The organism is Enterobacter sp. SM3 (assembly GCF_009811935.2).
GTDB lineage: Bacteria > Pseudomonadota > Gammaproteobacteria > Enterobacterales > Enterobacteriaceae > Enterobacter > Enterobacter asburiae_D.
In genome coordinates this window covers 752338-771022 of sequence record NZ_CP099971.1, presented here as the reverse complement: position 1 = coordinate 771022, position 18685 = coordinate 752338, and the positions used below count along the sequence as shown (strand labels likewise).

Below are 18685 nucleotides of genomic sequence, written 5' to 3'. Positions count from 1 at the left end.
AACTCCACTTCACGCGGAAGGTTTACTCTCGGGCTCGTCAGCCGGATCGCCGGTATGCTTGCCCTCTTCCGTGCCCTGCCAGCCATGGCGCTGGGTAAGCGACAGGTGGTTACGGTCCTCGTTAATGATTTCCGTCAGCATCGCGCTGGTGCGTTTAAACACCGCCGCGCGCTCGGTGGCCGTACTGCCGGCCATCGCTGCCATCTCTTCAACCATCTCGGTATTAAAGCGGCGGAACAGGTCCGCCCGCTCGCGCGCTTCATACGCGCCGAGCCCGAGGTTTTCAAGCGCCACACGGCCAGACTTCAGCGCACCTTCGAACGTTTCACGCTCCGGCGCGTCTACGCCCGCCTGCCGCAGCCGGATGTAGTGATCCACATCGCGCGCGCGGGAAATAATGGTCAGCGCCGGGAAATGTTCTTTTACCAGCTCCACCATCTGCATGCTGGTTTCCGGATCGTCAATGGCGTTAATCAATACCTCGGCTTTTGCCGCCCCGGCGGATTCCAGCAGATCGACGCGGGTCGCATCCCCGTAGAACACCTTCATATCGAATTTACGCAGGGTATCGACATGGTCGGGATCGTGATCGAGGATAACCATCTTCACTCCGCTCGACAGCAGTAAGCGGCCCACAATCTGCCCGTAGCGGCCAAATCCGGCGATGATGACGCGCGGCTGCTCCTCGTCAATCTCATCGGCTTCGCGCTCCTGCTCGCTGTCCGATTTTTCCAGGCGCGTCAGCACCACCAGCAGCACAGGCGTCGCCGCCATCGACAGTGCGACCGCCAGCGTCAGCGCTTTCGCCCACTCGGGATCGAGCACGTTTGCCATCTGCGCGGCGCCAAAGACCACGAACGCAAATTCACTCCCCTGCCCCAGCAGCACGGCAAACCAGCGGCGCTGCCTGCCCGGCACGTTCAATGGACGCGCAATCAGCCACAGCATCACCATTTTAATGACCAGGAAGCCGACGAGCAGGATGACGATCCGCAGCGGGTGCGTCACCAGCGTGCCGAAGTCGACGGACATCCCGACGCCAATGAAAAACAGCCCCAGCAGCAACCCTTTGAACGGCTCGATATCGCTTTCCAGCGCGTGACGGTATTCAGAGCTCGCCAGCAGAACGCCTGCGAGGAACGCCCCCATCGCCATCGACAGCCCGGCCTCTTCCAGCAGCAGACCGAAGCCAAACACCAGGAACAGCGCCACGGCGCTGAACACTTCGCGCAGGCCAGAGCGGGCAACAAACCGCAGCAGCGGGCGGGTCACGTAGCGGCCAAGCAGCACCACCAGCGCCAGTGCGCCCGCCACCTTCAGCGCCGACAGCGCGAAAGCGCCCAGCGTGGTAGAGGAACCGCTAGCCGCCAGCAGCGGGATCATCGCCACCAGCGGGATGGCGGCAATGTCCTGGAACAGCAGCACCGAGAACGCGCTGCGTCCCATCTGGGATACCGTCAGATTTCGCTCGTTCATCGCCTGCATGGCAATGGCCGTTGAGGAGAGCGCCAGCGTCATGCCGATGAGCTCAGCCACTTTCCAGTCCATGCCCAACAGGATACAGAACCCGCCCAGCAGCAGGCCGCAGGCCACCATCTGCAGCGCCCCACCGCCAAATACCGAGGCGCGAAGCTTCCACAGCCGCTGCGGGTCGAGCTCCAGGCCAATCACGAACAGCATCAGCACCACGCCAATTTCAGCGAAATGCAGTATCGCTTCAGCATCGGTGACTAAACGAAAGCCCCACGGCCCAATAACGCAGCCCGCAATCAGGTAGCCGAGAACAGAGCCCAGCCCCAGGCGTACCGCCACGGGCACAATCAGCGCCGCCGCGCCGAGGTAAATCAGCGCCTGTATCAGCGTATGGCTATCCAAGGTGCGCCTCCTGCCACTCAAGTAAGCGTTGTTTATAATGGCGAGCCTGCGCCTGCAGCGTTTCATCGTCGCAAACGAACGTGCAGTGCATCGCAAACGGCGGGAGCCAGTTCAGGCCGCAATAGAGCGCAGTCGCCTGCAGCGGCTGCGCCAGGACGTCAAACCCCGGGAAGGAACCGATATCAAAGTGGCTTTCCCCTCCGCCGGTAGTGACCGCCCACATCAGGCTTTTTCCTTTTAGCGCATTGCCGTTGTGGCCGTACGCCCAGCCGTGGGAGAAGACTTTATCAATCCACAGCTTCAGGAGCGGGGGCGTGCTGTACCACTGCATGGGATGCTGCCAGACAATCAGATCGGCACGGGAAAGCGCCTCCTGCTCGGCGGCAATATCGATATTAAAATCGGGATAGAGTTGATAGAGGGAACGTATCTCTACGTTATCAAGCGTCCTTACCTGCTCAAGCATCCGCTTATTCGCATGCGAGTGCTGCGGATATGGATGGGCATAAATTATCAGAATCATTGATTAGCCTGTTGTTACTGCTTTCTTTTAACAAAAGAGTGTAGTCAGTAATTCAACAGGCTAATAGTGAATATTATTGACGGGCTTACGTCAGAATTCTGAATTAGTTATCCAGCTCGCCCATGGATTTCACCTGGTCACGGTTGATCTGCTCGGTTTGACCGGTTTCGGCGTTTTTGTACGACACTAGTCCGGTATCGTCATCCACCTGCGGTTTGCCGTCGGTGACAATGGTTTTGCCATCGGTGGTTTTTACGGCCTGATTAGACGAACAGCCCGCAACGGTAAACATTGTCGTGGCAGCCAGAACGGAAGCGATCAGTAATTTATTTTGCATGGTGTTTTCCCCTGCTCTCAGTTGAATTTCGTTATCGACCTAACCATTTTAGGCTAACTGACTGAAAGCGGATGAAAAACCAGAAGGTTCTGAAGATGGGGAGAATGCCCGGCAACCGAACGGCACCGGGCATTTTGACTTACTTGCTAATCTGCGCGTGCATTTCCTGCACTGAAATCACCTTCTCGGTGGCATCCGCGTTCAGCGCCATGGCCGTTGCGAAACCGCCGTTCAGGGTGGTGTCGTAGTGCACTTTGTACTGCAGCGCGCTGCGGCGAATCAGCTTGGAGTCTTCAATCGCCTGGCGGCCTGCGGTGGTGTTGATGATGTAGGTGTATTCGCCATTCTTGATACGGTCCTGAATGTGCGGACGACCTTCGTGCACCTTGTTCACCAGACGCGGGTTGATACCGGCTTCGCCCAGCACAATCGCCGTACCGTGGGTTGCATCCAGCTCGAAGCCCTGTTTCAGCAGCTTAGCGGCGAGGTCAACCACGCGCTCTTTGTCGCCTTCGCGAACGGAGAGCAGCGCACGGCCTGATTTTCTCATGGTGGAGCTACTGCCCAGCTGCGCCTTCGCGAACGCTTCTGCGAAGGTGCGGCCCACGCCCATCACTTCCCCGGTAGAGCGCATTTCTGGCCCTAACAGCGGGTCAACGCCCGGGAATTTGTTGAACGGCAGCACCACTTCTTTCACCGAGTAGTACGGTGGAATGATCTCTTTGGTCACGCCCTGCTGCGCCAGCGTCTGGCCCGCCATCACGCGCGCCGCCACTTTCGCCAGCGGTACGCCGGTGGCTTTGGAGACGAACGGTACGGTACGTGCCGCACGCGGGTTCACTTCAATCAGGTAGACTTCGTTATCTTTCACCGCGAACTGGACGTTCATCAGGCCGCGAACCTGCAGCTCGAAGGCCAGCTTCTGCACCTGCTGGCGCATCACGTCCTGGATCTCCTGGCTCAGGGTGTACGCTGGCAGAGAACAGGCGGAGTCGCCGGAGTGTACGCCCGCCTGCTCGATGTGCTCCATGATGCCGCCAATCAGCACCATTTCGCCGTCGCAGATAGCGTCCACGTCCACTTCCACCGCGTCGTCGAGGAAGCGGTCGAGCAGCACTGGCGCATCGTTGGAGACGCTTACCGCGGTCTGGAAGTAGCGGCGCAGGTCGGCTTCGTCATACACGATTTCCATCGCGCGGCCGCCCAGCACGTACGAAGGACGCACCACCAGCGGGTAGCCAATCTCTTTCGCCTTCTCAACGGCCATTTCGATGGCGGTGACGGTGGCGTTCGCCGGCTGTTTCAGCTTCAGACGGTCAACCGCCTGCTGGAAACGCTCGCGGTCTTCCGCACGGTCAATCGCGTCCGGGCTGGTGCCGATAACCGGCACGCCTGCTGCTTCCAGCGCGCGCGCCAGCTTCAGCGGGGTCTGGCCACCGTACTGCACGATAACGCCTTTTGGCTTCTCGATGCGCACGATTTCCAGCACGTCTTCCAGCGTCACCGGCTCGAAGTAGAGGCGGTCAGAGGTGTCGTAGTCGGTCGATACGGTTTCCGGGTTACAGTTGACCATAATGGTCTCGTAACCGTCTTCGCGCAGCGCCAGGGAGGCGTGTACGCAGCAGTAGTCGAACTCGATGCCCTGGCCGATACGGTTTGGACCGCCGCCCAGCACCATAATCTTGTCGCGGTCGACGGACGGGTTCGCTTCGCACTCGTCTTCATAGGTGGAGTACATGTACGCGGTATCGGTCGAGAATTCAGCCGCACAGGTGTCCACGCGCTTGTAGACCGGGTGCAGGTCGTACTGGTCACGCAGCTTGCGGATTTCCGCTTCACGCACGCCCGCCAGCTTAGCCAGACGCGCATCGGCGAAGCCTTTACGCTTCAGCACGCGCAGGAAATCAGCGTCCAGGCCGGTGATGCCCAGCTCAGCGACCTGCTCTTCCAGACGCACCAGCTCTTCAATCTGCACCAGGAACCAGCGGTCGATGTTGGTCAGGTTGAACACGCCGTCGACGGACAGGCCCGCACGGAAGGCATCGGCGATGTACCAGATACGCTCTGCGCCCGCGTCTTTCAGTTCGCGGCGGATTTTCGTCAGTGCTTCCGGGTCGTCCAGGCTCACTTTCGGGTCGAAGCCGGTCGCGCCCACTTCGAGGCCGCGCAGCGCTTTCTGCAGGGATTCCTGCTGCGTGCGGCCAATCGCCATCACTTCACCGACAGATTTCATCTGGGTGGTGAGACGGTCGTTCGCGCCTGCGAATTTCTCGAAGTTGAAGCGAGGAATTTTGGTAACAACGTAGTCGATGGACGGCTCGAAGGACGCAGGCGTGCGGCCACCGGTGATGTCGTTCATCAGCTCGTCGAGGGTATAACCCACCGCCAGCTTCGCCGCCACTTTCGCAATCGGGAAGCCGGTCGCTTTAGAGGCCAGCGCGGAGGAACGGGACACGCGCGGGTTCATTTCGATAACAATCAGACGGCCGGTTTTCGGGTTAACGGAGAACTGCACGTTAGAACCGCCGGTTTCCACGCCGATCTCACGCAGTACCGCCATCGAGGCGTTACGCATGATTTGATACTCTTTGTCGGTCAGGGTCTGGGCTGGCGCAACGGTGATGGAGTCACCGGTGTGGATACCCATCGCATCGAAGTTTTCGATAGAGCAGACGATGATGCAGTTGTCGTTTTTATCACGCACCACTTCCATCTCGTACTCTTTCCAGCCAATCAGCGATTCATCAATCAGCAGTTCTTTGGTTGGAGAGAGATCCAGACCGCGTTCGCAAATCTCTTCGAACTCTTCGCGGTTGTAGGCGATGCCGCCGCCGGTGCCGCCCATGGTGAACGATGGGCGGATGATGCACGGATAGCCCACGTCAGCCGCGACGGCCAGCGCTTCTTCCATGTTGTGTGCGATACCGGAACGCGCGGTGTCGAGGCCGATTTTCTTCATCGCCACGTCGAAGCGGCGACGGTCTTCTGCTTTATCAATCGCGTCGGCGGTTGCGCCAATCATGGTCACGCCGAACTCTTCCAGCACGCCCTGACGCTCCAGCTCCAGCGCACAGTTCAGTGCCGTCTGGCCGCCCATGGTTGGCAGCACCGCGTCCGGACGCTCTTTCTCGATGATTTTACGCACCACTTCCCAGTGAATCGGCTCGATGTAGGTTGCATCAGCCATTTCCGGGTCGGTCATGATGGTCGCCGGGTTAGAGTTCACCAGGATAACGCGGTAACCCTCTTCACGCAGGGCTTTACACGCCTGCGCGCCGGAGTAGTCGAATTCGCAGGCCTGGCCGATGACGATCGGGCCAGCGCCAAGGATCAGGATGCTTTTTATGTCTGTACGTTTTGGCATTGTCTTCTCGGCTCCTGATTATTTAGCGGTCTTACGGTATTGCTCGATAAGTTCGATGAAGTGATCGAACAGCGGCGCGGCATCGTGTGGGCCCGGGCTGGCTTCCGGGTGGCCCTGGAAGCTGAACGCTGGCTTATCGGTACGATGAATCCCCTGCAGAGTGCCATCGAACAGTGACTTATGGGTTACGCGCAGGTTAGCCGGCATCGAGGCTTCATCGACGGCAAAGCCGTGGTTCTGCGCGGTGATCATCACCGTGTTGTTATCGATGTCTTTCACCGGGTGGTTACCACCGTGGTGGCCGAACTTCATCTTAACGGTGTTCGCACCGCTCGCCAGCGCCAGCAGCTGATGGCCAAGACAGATGCCGAATACCGGGATGTCGGTTTCCAGGAAGGACTTGATGGCGGCGATGGCGTAATCGCACGGCGCCGGGTCGCCAGGGCCGTTGGACAGGAAAATACCGTCCGGATTCATCTTCAGCACGTCTTCGGCAGACGTTTGTGCCGGAACCACCGTCAGGCGGCAGCCGCGGTCAACCAGCATGCGCAGGATGTTGCGCTTGGCGCCGAAATCGTAGGCCACCACGTGGAACGGCAGCTCGCTCTCTTTTTTCGCTTCCGGCAGGTCGCCTTCCAGCGTCCAGCTACCCTGCGTCCAGCTGTAGGCTTCAGCGGTCGTCACTTCTTTCGCCAGGTCCATGCCGTTCAGGCCCGGGAAGGCTTTCGCTTTTTCCAGCGCCAGCGTCGCATCGAGGTTATCACCCGCGATGATGCAGCCGTTCTGTGCACCCTTCTCGCGCAGCAGACGCGTTAACTTACGGGTATCGATATCGGCAATCGCCACGATGTTATGGCGCTTCAGATAAGAAGAGAGGTCTTCGGTATTGCGGAAGTTGCTGGCAATCAGCGGCAGGTCGCGGATGACCAGGCCTTGCGCATGTACCTGAGAAGATTCTTCGTCAGCCGCATTGGTGCCGACATTGCCGATATGAGGATAAGTAAGAGTAACGATTTGGCGAGAATAGGAAGGATCAGTGAGGATTTCTTGATAACCGGTCATTGAAGTATTGAAAACGACTTCCCCAACCGCCGAACCCGTTGCCCCTATGGCCCGACCGATAAACTGGGTTCCGTCTTCCAGAACCAATAGCGCTGACTTAATCAAAACACCCTCCAGAGAATATTCACTCACTTTATTTGCATATTAATTCATAGCATGTCATGGATCAATGCAAATGTGTTGCCAGCGGATTTTTGGCAAACGGCGGCATTCTGGGGATTTGGTGGGTAAAAGTCAACTTAAAACGGATATTTTGTTTAGTCTTTTGCAGGCCTGGCGAGAGGAATGCGGCTTAAGCGACAAAAAGACCAGGTAAATCACTGCGGAAAACGCTTGCGCGCCTGGTTTAATAAAAAATAACGCGATGGAGCTTAATAAAGTGGACCAAATGGTCAAAATTTACATTTCAGTAACGCAAAAATGCAACTTCAGATAGATATTTGTGCCCTTGGAGTAAAATACACCATGAAATAGATAAAATAAAAGGGCAATAAAATATTGCCCTATGCAATCAAACAATTACGACTGCAATAACCACATCACGATGGGTAATAATGCTTATAAATTGTTGAGATCGAGCACATCTCGCATATCAAAAAGGCCATCTTTCTTGGTTTTAAGCCATAAGGCGGAACGTACGGCGCCGTTGGCGAACGTCATTCGGCTGGAGGCTTTATGCGTAATTTCGACGCGTTCACCAATATCGGCGAACATCGCCGTGTGTTCGCCGACGATGTCACCCGCTCGCACGGTTGCAAAGCCAATGGTGCCCGGCACGCGTTCGCCGGTGTAACCTTCGCGGGTGTAGACCGCACAATCTTTTAAATCTTTATCGAGTGCATGAGCAATCGCTTCGCCCATCGCCAGCGCCGTACCTGATGGCGCATCAACTTTGTAACGGTGGTGAGCTTCTACGATCTCAATATCCGTGTAGTTGCCCATCACCTTCGCGGCCTTCTCCAGCAGCTTAAGCATGACGTTAACGCCCACGCTGAAGTTTGCGGCGAAGACAATCGCAATCTCTTTTGATGCATCCTGGATAGCCTGCTTACCCGCATCGTCAAAACCGGTGGTGCCGATCACCATCCCCTTGCCGTGCTGGCGACAGAACGCCAGGTGCGCGAGCGTCCCTTCCGGGCGGGTAAAATCGATGAAGACATCGAAGTCCTCTTTTACCGCCTCCAGGCTGCTTTGCACGGTAACGCCCGTGTGGCCTGCGCCCGCCAGCTCACCGGCATCGGTCCCCAGAAGCGAAGAACCTTCACGCTCCAGGGCCGCGCCAAGCGCGACGCCATCCATCTGAAGTGCCGCCTGAATAAGCTGACGGCCCATACGTCCACCCGCGCCCGCAATGGCGACACGGATCTGTGCATCATGCATAGTTATTCTCTTACGTTAAAATGATGTAAACCGTTTTCAGATTAACCAGCCTTGAGAAGCACTGCCAACTGAAAACACCGATAATTAGAATTTAACGTGAAACCGACTTAAATATCAGTAAAAGACATGATTTTGTCGTCACGATAAAGTAACGGGTAAAAAAAAGGCCAGCACAGGAGGTGCTGGCCTTTCATCAGAAAAAGGACTATTCGACTTCGCGGGCGTCGATGCGCAGTTCTTTCGGGACTTCGAAAACGATGTTCTCTTCACGTCCTTCCAGCGGCACCGCTTCGCCACCGCCCAGCTCCTGCAAACGGGAAATGACGTTCTGTACCAGAATATCTGGCGCAGACGCCCCGGCCGTCACGCCGACACAGGCCGCGTGTTTAACCCACTCTTCCTGAATATCCGACGCGTCATCAATCAGAAAAGCCATTTTCCCCATACGCTGCGCCAGTTCGGCCAGACGGTTGGAGTTAGACGAGTTTTTGGAGCCGACCACCAGCACCACGTCCGCCTGTTCAGCCAGTGCGCGCACCGCTTCCTGACGGTTAGTGGTCGCGTAGCAGATATCATCCTTACGCGGACCGACGATTTTCGGGAAGCGCTGGCGCAGGGCGTCAATCACGTCTGAGGTATCGTCTACGGAGAGCGTCGTCTGGGTCATAAACGACAGACGGGCTTCATTTTTCACGTTCAGCGTTAACACATCTTCAGGCGACTCAACCAGATACATACCCCCTTCCGGGTTGCTGTACTGGCCCATGGTGCCTTCGACTTCCGGATGCCCGGCATGGCCAATCAGAATCGACTCTTCACCACGACGGCTGGCGCGCGCCACTTCCATATGCACTTTTGTCACCAGCGGACAGGTGGCATCGAATACGGTCAGGTCGCGGCTTTTCGCCTCGTTGCGTACCGCCTGCGAGACGCCGTGCGCGGAGAAGATCAGGATCGCACCGTCCGGCACTTCGCTGATCTGCTCAATAAAGATTGCGCCGCGCTCGCGCAGGCTGTCGACCACGTAGCGGTTATGCACCACTTCGTGACGCACATAAATCGGCGCGCCGTAAATCTCCAGCGCGTTTTCAACAATGCTGATAGCGCGGTCTACACCGGCGCAGAAGCCGCGCGGGTTAGCCAACAGGATCTGCATTTCAGGCCTCCAGTGCAGGATCGATTTCCAGCACTTCAACATCAAAATGAACGGTACGCCCGGCAAGCGGATGGTTGAAATCAACGGTAATAGAGTCGCCGTTGATTTCGCGGATCACGCCAGGCATTTCGCTGCCGTCCATAGCGGTAAAGAGCATAATCGCCCCGATTTCCGGTTCACCCGCGTCCATAAACTCGCGGCGCGAGAAATACTGGATCAGGTCCGGGCTCGGCACGCCAAACGCGGCATCCGGCTCCAGCGAAAAGGCTTTTTTCTCACCCTCTTTCAGACCGAGAAGCTGCTGCTCAAGACCTTCAGAAAGTGAGGTATCGCCAAGACGAAACAGGGCCGGTTTGCCGTTGTTGCGGGTGGATTCGGCCGTGGAGCCGTCATCCAGCTTCAGCGTGAAGTGAACGAGAACCGCGCTGTTGCTCTGTACGGATTTAGACATGCAAATTGCTCGCTTGTTTTGGGTCACCTGTTGCCCGGTGGCGCTGCGCTTACCGGGCCTACGGGAGGCCACAAATTCTGTAGGCCGGGTAAGCGCAGCGCCACCCGGCATTGACAATTAAGCCTGCTCTTTCGCGGCCGGTTTAGGCAAGAAGCCTTCCAGCACGATTAACGCCGCACCGATACAAATTGCCGTATCGGCCAGGTTAAAGGTCGCGAAGTGCCAGTCGCCGACGTAGAAGTCGATCATATCGACCACAAAGCCGTGCCACAGGCGGTCAAACAGGTTGCCCAGCGCGCCGCCAATGATCAGCGCGTAGGCGATGTTATTCAGCTTTTGCGTGGCCTTCGAGCGGTACATCAGCACCGCGAGGATCACGCAGATACCAAGAGCGATACCCGCAAAGAACCAGCGCTGCCAGCCACCGCTGTCGGCAAGGAAACTAAACGCTGCGCCGTAGTTACGTGCGTAGTGCAGGTTAAGCGACGGGAACAGCGGGACCGTATCCCCCAGAGCGAAATTCTGGAGGATCAGGAACTTGCTGCCCAGATCAATAATCAGCACCACCACAACCAGCCACAGCCAGCGCAGTCCTGTTGAACAGAGAGTTTTACTCATCAGGCAAACTTACGTTTTTCGCCGTCACCGGCGACGTTGCTTACACAGCGTCCGCAGATGTCTGCGTGTTCCGCCACCTGGCCAACATCGGTGGTGTAATGCCAGCAGCGCGGGCATTTCTCACCGTCGGCTTTGCTCAGCGCGACTTTCAGTCCTTTGAGCAGCTCGCTCTGCTGAGCATCAGCAGAAGCATCGGCATAATCCGCAACTTTCGCACCGGAGGTCAACAGGACAAATCGTAATTCATCGCCCAGCGCCGTCAGTTTGGCCGCCAGCTCCGGTTCGGCGTACAGGGTCACTGCCGCTTCCAGAGAGCCGCCGACTTTCTTGTCCGCACGCGCCTGCTCGATAACCTTGTTCACTTCGCCACGCACTTTCAGCAGTTCGTCCCAGAAGGCATCGTTCATCGCTTCAGTGCTTGAGAGATCGAACAGACCTTCGTACCACTCACCCGTGAAGACATACTTCTCACGATCGCCCGGCAGATAGCCCCAGATTTCATCCGCGGTGAAGGACATGATCGGCGCCATCCAGCGTACCAGCGCTTCTGCGATGTGGAACAGCGCGGTCTGGCAGCTACGACGCGCCACGCTGTCCGCTTTCGCGGTGTACTGGCGGTCTTTGATGATATCGAGGTAGAACGAGCCCATCTCGATGGAGCAGAAACGCATCAGGCGCTGCACCACTTCGTGGAAGTCGTAAGACTCATAGGCTTTCAGGATATCGTCCTGCGCTGCTTTCGCACAGCCTACCGCCCAGCGGTCCAGCACCACCATCTCTTCCGGTTTCACCATGTCTTTTGCCGGATCGAACCCGTTCAGGTTCGCCAGCAGGAAGCGCGCGGTGTTACGGATACGACGATAGCTGTCGGCAGCACGCTTCAGGATCTCGTCAGACACCGCCATTTCGCCGGTGTAGTCAGTGGATGCCACCCACAGACGCAGAATGTCTGCGCCCAGCTTGTTCATCACATCCTGCGGAGAAACGGTGTTACCGATAGATTTGGACATCTTACGGCCCTGACCATCCACGGTGAAGCCGTGAGTCAGTACCTGACGGTAAGGTGCTTTACCCTTCATAGCGGTGGAGATCATCAGAGATGACATGAACCAGCCGCGGTGTTGGTCAGACCCTTCCAGATACATATCGGCAGCGTGACCGGCAAACTCCGGGCGCACGTCAACCACGGAGGAGTGGGTAGACCCGGAGTCGAACCACACGTCCAGGGTATCCGGCACTTTCTCGTAGCTGTCTGCGTCAGCGCCCAGGATGTCGCGGGAGTCGAGATCCCACCACGCCTGAATGCCGTCAACTTCGACGCGCTTCGCCACTTCTTCCATCAGTTCCAGGGTGTTCGGGTGCAGCTCCTGCGTCTCTTTATGTACGAACAGAGACATCGGTACGCCCCAGGTACGCTGACGGGAGATACACCAGTCAGGACGGTTAGCCACCATGGATTCGATACGCGCCTGGCCCCAGTCAGGGATCCACTGCACGCCTTTGATCTCTTTCAGAGACTGCTCGCGCAGGCCTTTCTGATCCATGCTGATGAACCACTGCGGGGTCGCACGGAAGATGATCGGGGTTTTGTGACGCCAGCAGCACGGATAGCTGTGCTGCATTTTTTCTACGTGCAGCAGCGCGCCGCTGGTGCGCAGCATGTCGACGATGATGTCGTTCGCTTTGAAGACGTTGATACCGTCCAGCGCCGGGTAGGTGCCAGGCAGGTAAGATCCGTCCGGGCCAACCGGGTTAGCGATTTCCAGACCGTACTTCAGGCTGATGCTGTAGTCGTCAGGACCGTGGCCACCGGCGGTATGCACCGCACCGGTACCCGCTTCCAGCGTCACGTGGTCGCCCAGGATCGCCGGAACGTCGAAGTCCAGGAACGGGTGTTTGAAGCGCATCAGCTCCAGCGCGTCACCTTTCACGGTGCCCAGCACGGTGTAGTCGGTGATATGCGCGCGCTTCAGCACGCTCTCAACCAAATCTTTCGCCAGGATAACCGCCTGACCGTCAATCTGAACCAGCGCGTATTCGAACTCACCGGACAGGGAGATCGCGCGGTTGGCTGGCAGGGTCCACGGGGTGGTGGTCCAGATAACCAAAGAGATTGGGCCGTTAACGGACGACACGCCAAATTTGGCTTTCACCGCATCCTGATCGACGGCATGGAACGCCACGTCGATAGATGGAGAGGTTTTGTCGTAATACTCCACTTCCGCTTCTGCCAGCGCAGAGCGGCAGTCCACGCACCAGTGCACCGGCTTAGCGCCTTTGTGCAGGTGGCCGTTACCGATGATTTTACCCAGCGCACGGATGATGTTGGCTTCAGTTTTGAAGTCCATGGTCAGGTACGGGTGCGACCAGTCGCCCAGCACGCCCAGACGGATGAAGTCAGCGCGCTGACCGTCAACCTGCGTAGCGGCGTATTCGCGGCACTTCGCCCGGAACTCGGCAGCGGTGAACTTCTCACCCGGCTTGCCAAACTCTTGCTCTACCTTCAGCTCGATTGGCAGACCGTGGCAGTCCCAGCCCGGAACGTAAGGCGAGTCATATCCCGTGAGGCCTTTGGACTTCACGATAATGTCTTTCAGAATCTTGTTAACCGAGTGACCAATATGAATGCTGCCATTCGCATATGGAGGGCCATCATGCAGAATGAAGGATTTTTTGCCTTTTTTGGCTGCACGAATGATGCCGTACAGGTCATCATCGGTCCAACGCGCCAGCATTCCCGGTTCGCGCTTGGCGAGATCGCCGCGCATCGGGAACCCTGTTTCCGGCAAATTCAGGGTTGATTTATAGTCACTCATCAGATTCTCGGTTCCGTATTTATCACGTAGGCAGTTAAGCCGGGTTCAAAGCCCAAAAAACTCGCGGGCCGTCAATTCATCTCGCGCAATTTGCGCTTTTAGTTCATCCAGCGAACCAAATCGCTGCTCGTTGCGTATTTTTTTACGCAGTATCACATCTATATGGCGACCATAGAGGTCCATTACAACGTCCAGCAGGTGCACTTCTAGCTGTTGACGCACACCGGCGACGGTCGGACGCGTGCCAATGTTGGCGACGCCGTAAAACGGCTTATCGCCCAGTCCTGCCACTTCCACCGCATACACCCCTTTAACCGGGGAAACCTGACGACGCAGCGGTATATTCGCCGTCGGGAAGCCTATCGTGCGGCCCAGCGCATCGCCATGGACCACGCGGCCAGAGATAGTGAACGGATGCCCCAGCAGGGTTTCCGCCGTATCCAGTTCGTCATCGGCCAGTGCCCGACGAACCGCCGTGCTGCTGACGCGCACGCCGCCTTCGCAGAAGGTCATCGCGCTGGTGACGTCAAATCCGTACTCCAGACCAGCCTTCTGTAATAGCAAGAAATCGCCCTGACGACCAGCGCCAAAGCGGAAATCATCGCCCACGGCGAGAAACTGCACGCCAAGACGCTTAACCAGCAGGTCACTGACGAAATTTTGTGCTGTCAGCGCGGCAAAGCGACGATCGAAACGTACACACAATACATAGTCCACGCCGGACTCCGCCAGATAGCGCAGCTTCTCACGCAGGCGAGTGAGGCGGGCGGGAGATTTATCGCCCGCGAACAGCTCCAGCGGCTGCGGCTCGAAAATCATCACTACAACGGGCAGGCCGCGGGCCTGCCCTTCTTTACGCAATCCCTGCAACAGCGCCTGATGACCACGATGCACGCCGTCGAAATTACCAATGGTCAGCACGCACCCGTGTGGCGCGCTGCTGAGATTATGTATGCCGCGTATCAGCTTCATGTCTGGCTCAAAACAGTGAAAATCGCCAAAGTATACCTTGTACAGCGGTTAAGGTTAACCGGCGATTGTTCGCGCAAAACAGAAAGCCGTAATGATTTCATCAGGCTGACCTTTCGCAGCGAAAAAATCTGCTCGTGAACTGCGATTTTTATGCCGAAAGGCTGTATTCAGGGAAGACAAGCTGGTAGAATCCTGCGCCATCACTACGTAACGTAGCGTCGCTAATTAACGGCGCTTATTTGCACAAATCCATTGACAAAAGAAGGCAAAGAGGGCATATTCCTCGGCCTTTGAATTGTCCACATAGAACATATTTGGGAGTTGGACTTGGCTAATATCAAATCAGCTAAGAAACGTGCCGTTCAGTCTGAAAAGGCTCGTAAGCACAACGCAAGCCGTCGCTCTATGATGCGTACTTTCATCAAGAAAGTATACGCAGCAATCGAAGCAGGCGACAAAGCTGCAGCGCAGAACGCATTTAACGAAATGCAACCAATCGTGGATCGTCAGGCTGCTAAAGGTCTGATCCACAAAAACAAAGCAGCGCGTCATAAAGCAAACCTGACCGCGCAGATCAACAAACTGGCTTAATCGCTACTTGTTGTTGCTTGTTTAAAGAACCCGCTTAACGCGGGTTTTTTTATGCCTTCAGATTGCCGGTGGCGTAAACAGCGCCGCGTAGTCACGGTTACAGATTCGCTGCACCGCCGGGTGCTGAATCATCCGTTCGGCAAATATTGCGTGATACTCCTCCATCACGTTATCCACTCTGCCTATCTCCGTAATCTTATCGTCCGAATAGAGATCGTGCGCGTACAGCGTCGGCGCAACGAAGATCGCGTTATGCGCTTCGCCAAAGGCTTTCATCAGCGCCGCATCGTCGAACTCACCGAGGATTTCTACCTTTAGCCCCTGCGAGTTAAACCAGTTCAGCAGCTTGCGTCCGAGCATGGAACGCCTTCCCGGTACCAGCAGGCGGCGCTCTTCCAGGCACGCGGGGAACGGTTTTTCCGGCGGCGGGTTAATGCACCAGAAGCTGACACCGCATTCGCCAATCTTCACCGAGAACAGCCCTTCCTGCTGAGTGGAGTCAATCGGGCAGTCCGAGATAATCATGTCCAGCTTGTGCTGGCTCAGCTGTTCCAGCAGCATCTCGTGGGTGGATTCAAAGCAGCGCAGATGGATTTGCTCATCTTCCACCACCGCCGCATCCAGCACGCCGCTCACCAGCCGCTTGGACAGCGCATCCGCCACGCCCACGTCAAAGAGCAGGTTCGACTCTTTGCGGTAGTTGACGATATCCAGCATCTCCTGGCTCAGGGTGAACATTTTGTCCGCATAGCGGAACACTAGTTCGCCCAGTTCGCTGGGTTCAATCCCACGACCTTTACGCTTAAACAACTTGCCCTGCAGGCGCTCTTCAAGGGCCTTGATTTGCCCGGTGATGGTTTGCGGCGTCAGGTAGAGCGCCTCTGCCGCTCCCACCACCGAGCCCTGTTTATAGACGTGCCAGAAGTAGTACAGATGGTTGTAATTTAAATGAGACATCGCGTCTTCTCTCCCTGAGTGTGTATCGGGAGAAGGATCGCCTCCTCCCGGTGTTCCGTTATGCCTGGACAGCCTGTCCGGGCAATTTCACCTTCAACAAGGTATAACCGATTACCGCGGCCAGTAATGACCCGATGAGAATGCCGAGTTTAGCCCAGACGATAAGCTCAGGCGCATGCGCACCAAACGCCAGCGTCGAGATAAAGATCGACATCGTAAACCCGATGCCACACAGCACGCCGACGGCCATAATCTGCTTAAAGGTGGTGCCGTGCGGCAAAGACGCCAGCTTCAGCTTCGTCGCCAGCCAGCAGAAGAGGCTAATGCCCAGCGGCTTACCGATAAACAGCCCAGCAATGATGCCCAGCGGCAGCACGGACGTCAGCCCGTCCAGCGTCACGCCGCCGAGGGAAACGCCCGCGTTGGCAAACGCAAACAGCGGCAGGATCATAAAGGCAACCCACGGGTGCAGCACGTGCTCCAGCTGTTTGGCAGGCGACTTGCCGTCCTGCGGCTTAAGCGGCACGAAGAAACCGACGATTACTCCTGCCAACGTGGCGTGCACGCCCGATTTGAGCACCGCCGTCCACAGCACCATCCCCACCAGGATATAGATACCGATGCGGCGAACATTGAAGATGTTCAGCAGCGCCAGCACTGCAATCGCCCCAGCGGCCACGCTCAGGGACAGGATCGACAGATCGCTGGTGTAGAACAGCGCGATAATCACAATGGCGCCCAGGTCATCGATGATCGCCAGCGCCATCAGGAAGATTTTCAGGGCCACCGGCACGCGGCTACCGAGCAAGGCTAAGACACCGAGCGCAAAGGCGATATCCGTCGCGGCCGGGATCGCCCAGCCGTCACGCGCAACAGGATCCTGCCAGGTGAACGCCAGGAAGAGCAGCGCCGGCACTACCATCCCACCGAGCGCGGCAATCACCGGAAACGCCGCGCGCTGGCGGCTGGCAAGCGAGCCCAGTACCAGCTCACGCTTAACCTCAAGCCCGACGAGCAGGAAGAACACCGCCATCAGCGCATCGTTGATCCACAGCAGCATGTTCTTGTTAATTTCGAGCGCCCCGACCTTCAGCTCAACGGGCGTTTCCAGAAATGCATGGTAGAATTCCTGCGTGATGCCAAGGTTAGCCAGCACCATCGCGGCCGCAGCGGCAATAATCAGGATCACGCCGCCGGACGCCTCACTGCTAAAAAAACGGTGTAGTAATTTCACTTTAATTCTCTCTGTTACAACAATACCTCGATAAAACCATAATACCAAGCCAGATAGCTCGGCAAAAACAGATTAATATTGAGTATAGATTCAGTTTTACCGAGCAATACCCATAAATAGAAAAAGCCCGGAATCGCTTCCGGGCCTTTGCAGATGAAAAACTGAGAACAGATTAACGGGTCAAATCATCGAAGAATTTTTTGACGCCATCGAAGAAGCTTTTGGAGCGCGGGCTGTTTTTCTCACCCGTCGGGCCGCCAAAGCTCTCCTGCAGCTCTTTCAGCAGCTGTTTCTGCTTGTCGTTCAGGGCAACCGGCGTTTCCACGACGACGCGGCACAGCAGGTCGCCCTGCGCACCACCGCGAACAGATTTAACGCCTTTCCCGCGCATGCGGAACAGCTTACCGGTCTGGGTTTCGCCCGGCACTTTCAGGTTCACGCGACCATCCAGCGTCGGTACTTCGATTTCACCGCCCAGTGCCGCCATCGCGAAGTTGATCGGCACTTCACAGTACAGGTTATTACCTTCACGCTCGAAAATAGCGTGCTGCTTCACCTGCACCTGAACGTACAGATCGCCTGCCGGTGCGCCATGCTCGCCCGCTTCGCCTTCACCTGCCAGACGGATGCGGTCGCCCGTATCAACGCCAGCCGGGATTTTAACGGACAGGGTCTTGGTTTTCTCAACGCGACCGTGGCCGTGGCATTTGGTGCACGGATCTTTAATCAGCGTACCGCGACCGTGACAGTGCGGACAGGCCTGCTGTACCGCGAAGAAGCCCTGACGCATCTGTACCTGACCAGAGCCGTGACAGGTTGGACAGGTCTGAGGCTGCGTACCCGCTTTCGCGCCGCTGCCGTGGCAAACGTCACACTCTTCCAGCGTCGGGATACGGATCTCTTTGGTGACACCGCGAACGGCCTCTTCCAGCGTCAGCTCCATGTTGTAGCGCAGGTCCGCGCCGCGCGCCGCGCGCTGACGACCACGACCGCCGCCGAAGATGTCGCCAAATACGTCGCCAAAGATATCGCTGAAGTCAGCGCCGCCGCCAAAGCCGCCGCCACCGAATCCACCGCCGCCCATGCCGCCCTGTTCAAAGGCTGCGTGACCGTACTGGTCATAGGCTGCACGTTTTTGTGCATCGGTCAGGACTTCGTAGGCTTCTTTGATCTCTTTAAATTTGGCTTCAGCCTCTTTGTCACCCTGGTTACGGTCCGGGTGGAATTTCATGGCCAGGCGCTTGTACGCCTTTTTGATTTCACGCTCTTCCGCAGTTTTCGGAACGCCTAAAATCTCGTAATAGTCTTGCTTTGCCATTGGTTTTTTTAAGCCCCTTAACATGCGAGCA

15 protein-coding genes and 1 pseudogene are annotated in these 18685 nt (G+C 56.9%); 1 reads left to right on the top strand and 15 read right to left on the bottom strand.

Annotated features, from left to right (window positions below):
- Nucleotides 1-9: 9 nt before the first annotated feature.
- The 12 genes and pseudogenes from kefC to GVO84_RS03490 form a co-directional block, all read right to left on the bottom strand.
- On the bottom strand, nt 10-1875 hold the full coding sequence (gene kefC, locus GVO84_RS03545) for a glutathione-regulated potassium-efflux system protein KefC (protein ID WP_121424996.1): 1866 nt from the start codon (nt 1873-1875) through the stop codon (nt 10-12).
- The gene (gene kefF / locus GVO84_RS03540; RefSeq protein WP_159515496.1) at nt 1868-2398 is read right to left on the bottom strand and encodes a glutathione-regulated potassium-efflux system oxidoreductase KefF; all 531 of its coding nucleotides are present in this window, start codon (nt 2396-2398) and stop codon (nt 1868-1870) included. Before kefF ends, kefC begins: the two co-directional genes overlap by 8 nt.
- A gap of 103 nt (nt 2399-2501) precedes the next feature.
- On the bottom strand, nt 2502-2735 hold the full coding sequence (locus GVO84_RS03535; RefSeq protein ID WP_023310357.1) for a YgdI/YgdR family lipoprotein: 234 nt from the start codon (nt 2733-2735) through the stop codon (nt 2502-2504).
- A gap of 139 nt (nt 2736-2874) precedes the next feature.
- Nucleotides 2875-6099, bottom strand: coding sequence for a carbamoyl-phosphate synthase large subunit (gene carB, locus GVO84_RS03530; RefSeq protein WP_023310356.1), 3225 nt, complete (start codon nt 6097-6099; stop codon nt 2875-2877).
- 18 nt (nt 6100-6117) lie between these two features.
- The gene (gene carA / locus GVO84_RS03525) at nt 6118-7266 is read right to left on the bottom strand and encodes a glutamine-hydrolyzing carbamoyl-phosphate synthase small subunit (protein ID WP_010427050.1); all 1149 of its coding nucleotides are present in this window, start codon (nt 7264-7266) and stop codon (nt 6118-6120) included.
- Nucleotides 7267-7719: 453 nt separating this feature from the next.
- The gene (dapB, locus tag GVO84_RS03520; RefSeq protein ID WP_159515495.1) at nt 7720-8541 is read right to left on the bottom strand and encodes a 4-hydroxy-tetrahydrodipicolinate reductase; all 822 of its coding nucleotides are present in this window, start codon (nt 8539-8541) and stop codon (nt 7720-7722) included.
- 205 nt (nt 8542-8746) lie between these two features.
- A complete protein-coding gene (gene ispH / locus GVO84_RS03515; RefSeq protein WP_159515494.1) occupies nt 8747-9697 on the bottom strand; it encodes a 4-hydroxy-3-methylbut-2-enyl diphosphate reductase in 951 nt (316 codons plus the stop codon).
- A 1-nt stretch (nt 9698) separates the two neighbouring features.
- Nucleotides 9699-10148, bottom strand: coding sequence for an FKBP-type peptidyl-prolyl cis-trans isomerase (gene fkpB, locus GVO84_RS03510; RefSeq protein ID WP_003856450.1), 450 nt, complete (start codon nt 10146-10148; stop codon nt 9699-9701).
- Between the two features lie 117 nt (nt 10149-10265).
- Nucleotides 10266-10766 carry a signal peptidase II gene (gene lspA / locus GVO84_RS03505; protein WP_048975056.1) on the bottom strand — a complete coding sequence of 167 codons (501 nt, stop codon included), beginning with the start codon at nt 10764-10766 and terminating at the stop codon, nt 10266-10268.
- Complete coding sequence (ileS, locus tag GVO84_RS03500; protein WP_159515493.1) at nt 10766-13582, bottom strand: isoleucine--tRNA ligase; 2817 nt, start codon at nt 13580-13582, stop codon at nt 10766-10768. The genes lspA and ileS overlap by 1 nt, the downstream gene beginning before the upstream one ends.
- Nucleotides 13583-13627: 45 nt before the next feature.
- The gene (gene ribF, locus GVO84_RS03495; protein ID WP_159515492.1) at nt 13628-14554 is read right to left on the bottom strand and encodes a bifunctional riboflavin kinase/FAD synthetase; all 927 of its coding nucleotides are present in this window, start codon (nt 14552-14554) and stop codon (nt 13628-13630) included.
- Between the two features lie 7 nt (nt 14555-14561).
- A pseudogene (locus GVO84_RS03490) lies at nt 14562-14780 on the bottom strand (DUF2575 domain-containing protein).
- A gap of 101 nt (nt 14781-14881) precedes the next feature.
- Between GVO84_RS03490 and rpsT the strand changes: the two are divergent.
- A complete protein-coding gene (gene rpsT, locus GVO84_RS03485) occupies nt 14882-15145 on the top strand; it encodes a 30S ribosomal protein S20 (RefSeq protein WP_003856458.1) in 264 nt (87 codons plus the stop codon).
- A gap of 57 nt (nt 15146-15202) precedes the next feature.
- Here rpsT and nhaR read toward each other — a convergent pair whose 3' ends face one another.
- From nhaR to dnaJ, 3 genes are all read right to left on the bottom strand, one after another.
- The gene (gene nhaR / locus GVO84_RS03480) at nt 15203-16102 is read right to left on the bottom strand and encodes a transcriptional activator NhaR (RefSeq protein ID WP_029740864.1); all 900 of its coding nucleotides are present in this window, start codon (nt 16100-16102) and stop codon (nt 15203-15205) included.
- A gap of 58 nt (nt 16103-16160) precedes the next feature.
- On the bottom strand, nt 16161-17336 hold the full coding sequence (gene nhaA, locus GVO84_RS03475) for a Na+/H+ antiporter NhaA (protein WP_159515491.1): 1176 nt from the start codon (nt 17334-17336) through the stop codon (nt 16161-16163).
- Between the two features lie 172 nt (nt 17337-17508).
- Nucleotides 17509-18654 carry a molecular chaperone DnaJ gene (gene dnaJ, locus GVO84_RS03470; protein WP_159515490.1) on the bottom strand — a complete coding sequence of 382 codons (1146 nt, stop codon included), beginning with the start codon at nt 18652-18654 and terminating at the stop codon, nt 17509-17511.
- Nucleotides 18655-18685 lie beyond the last annotated feature (31 nt).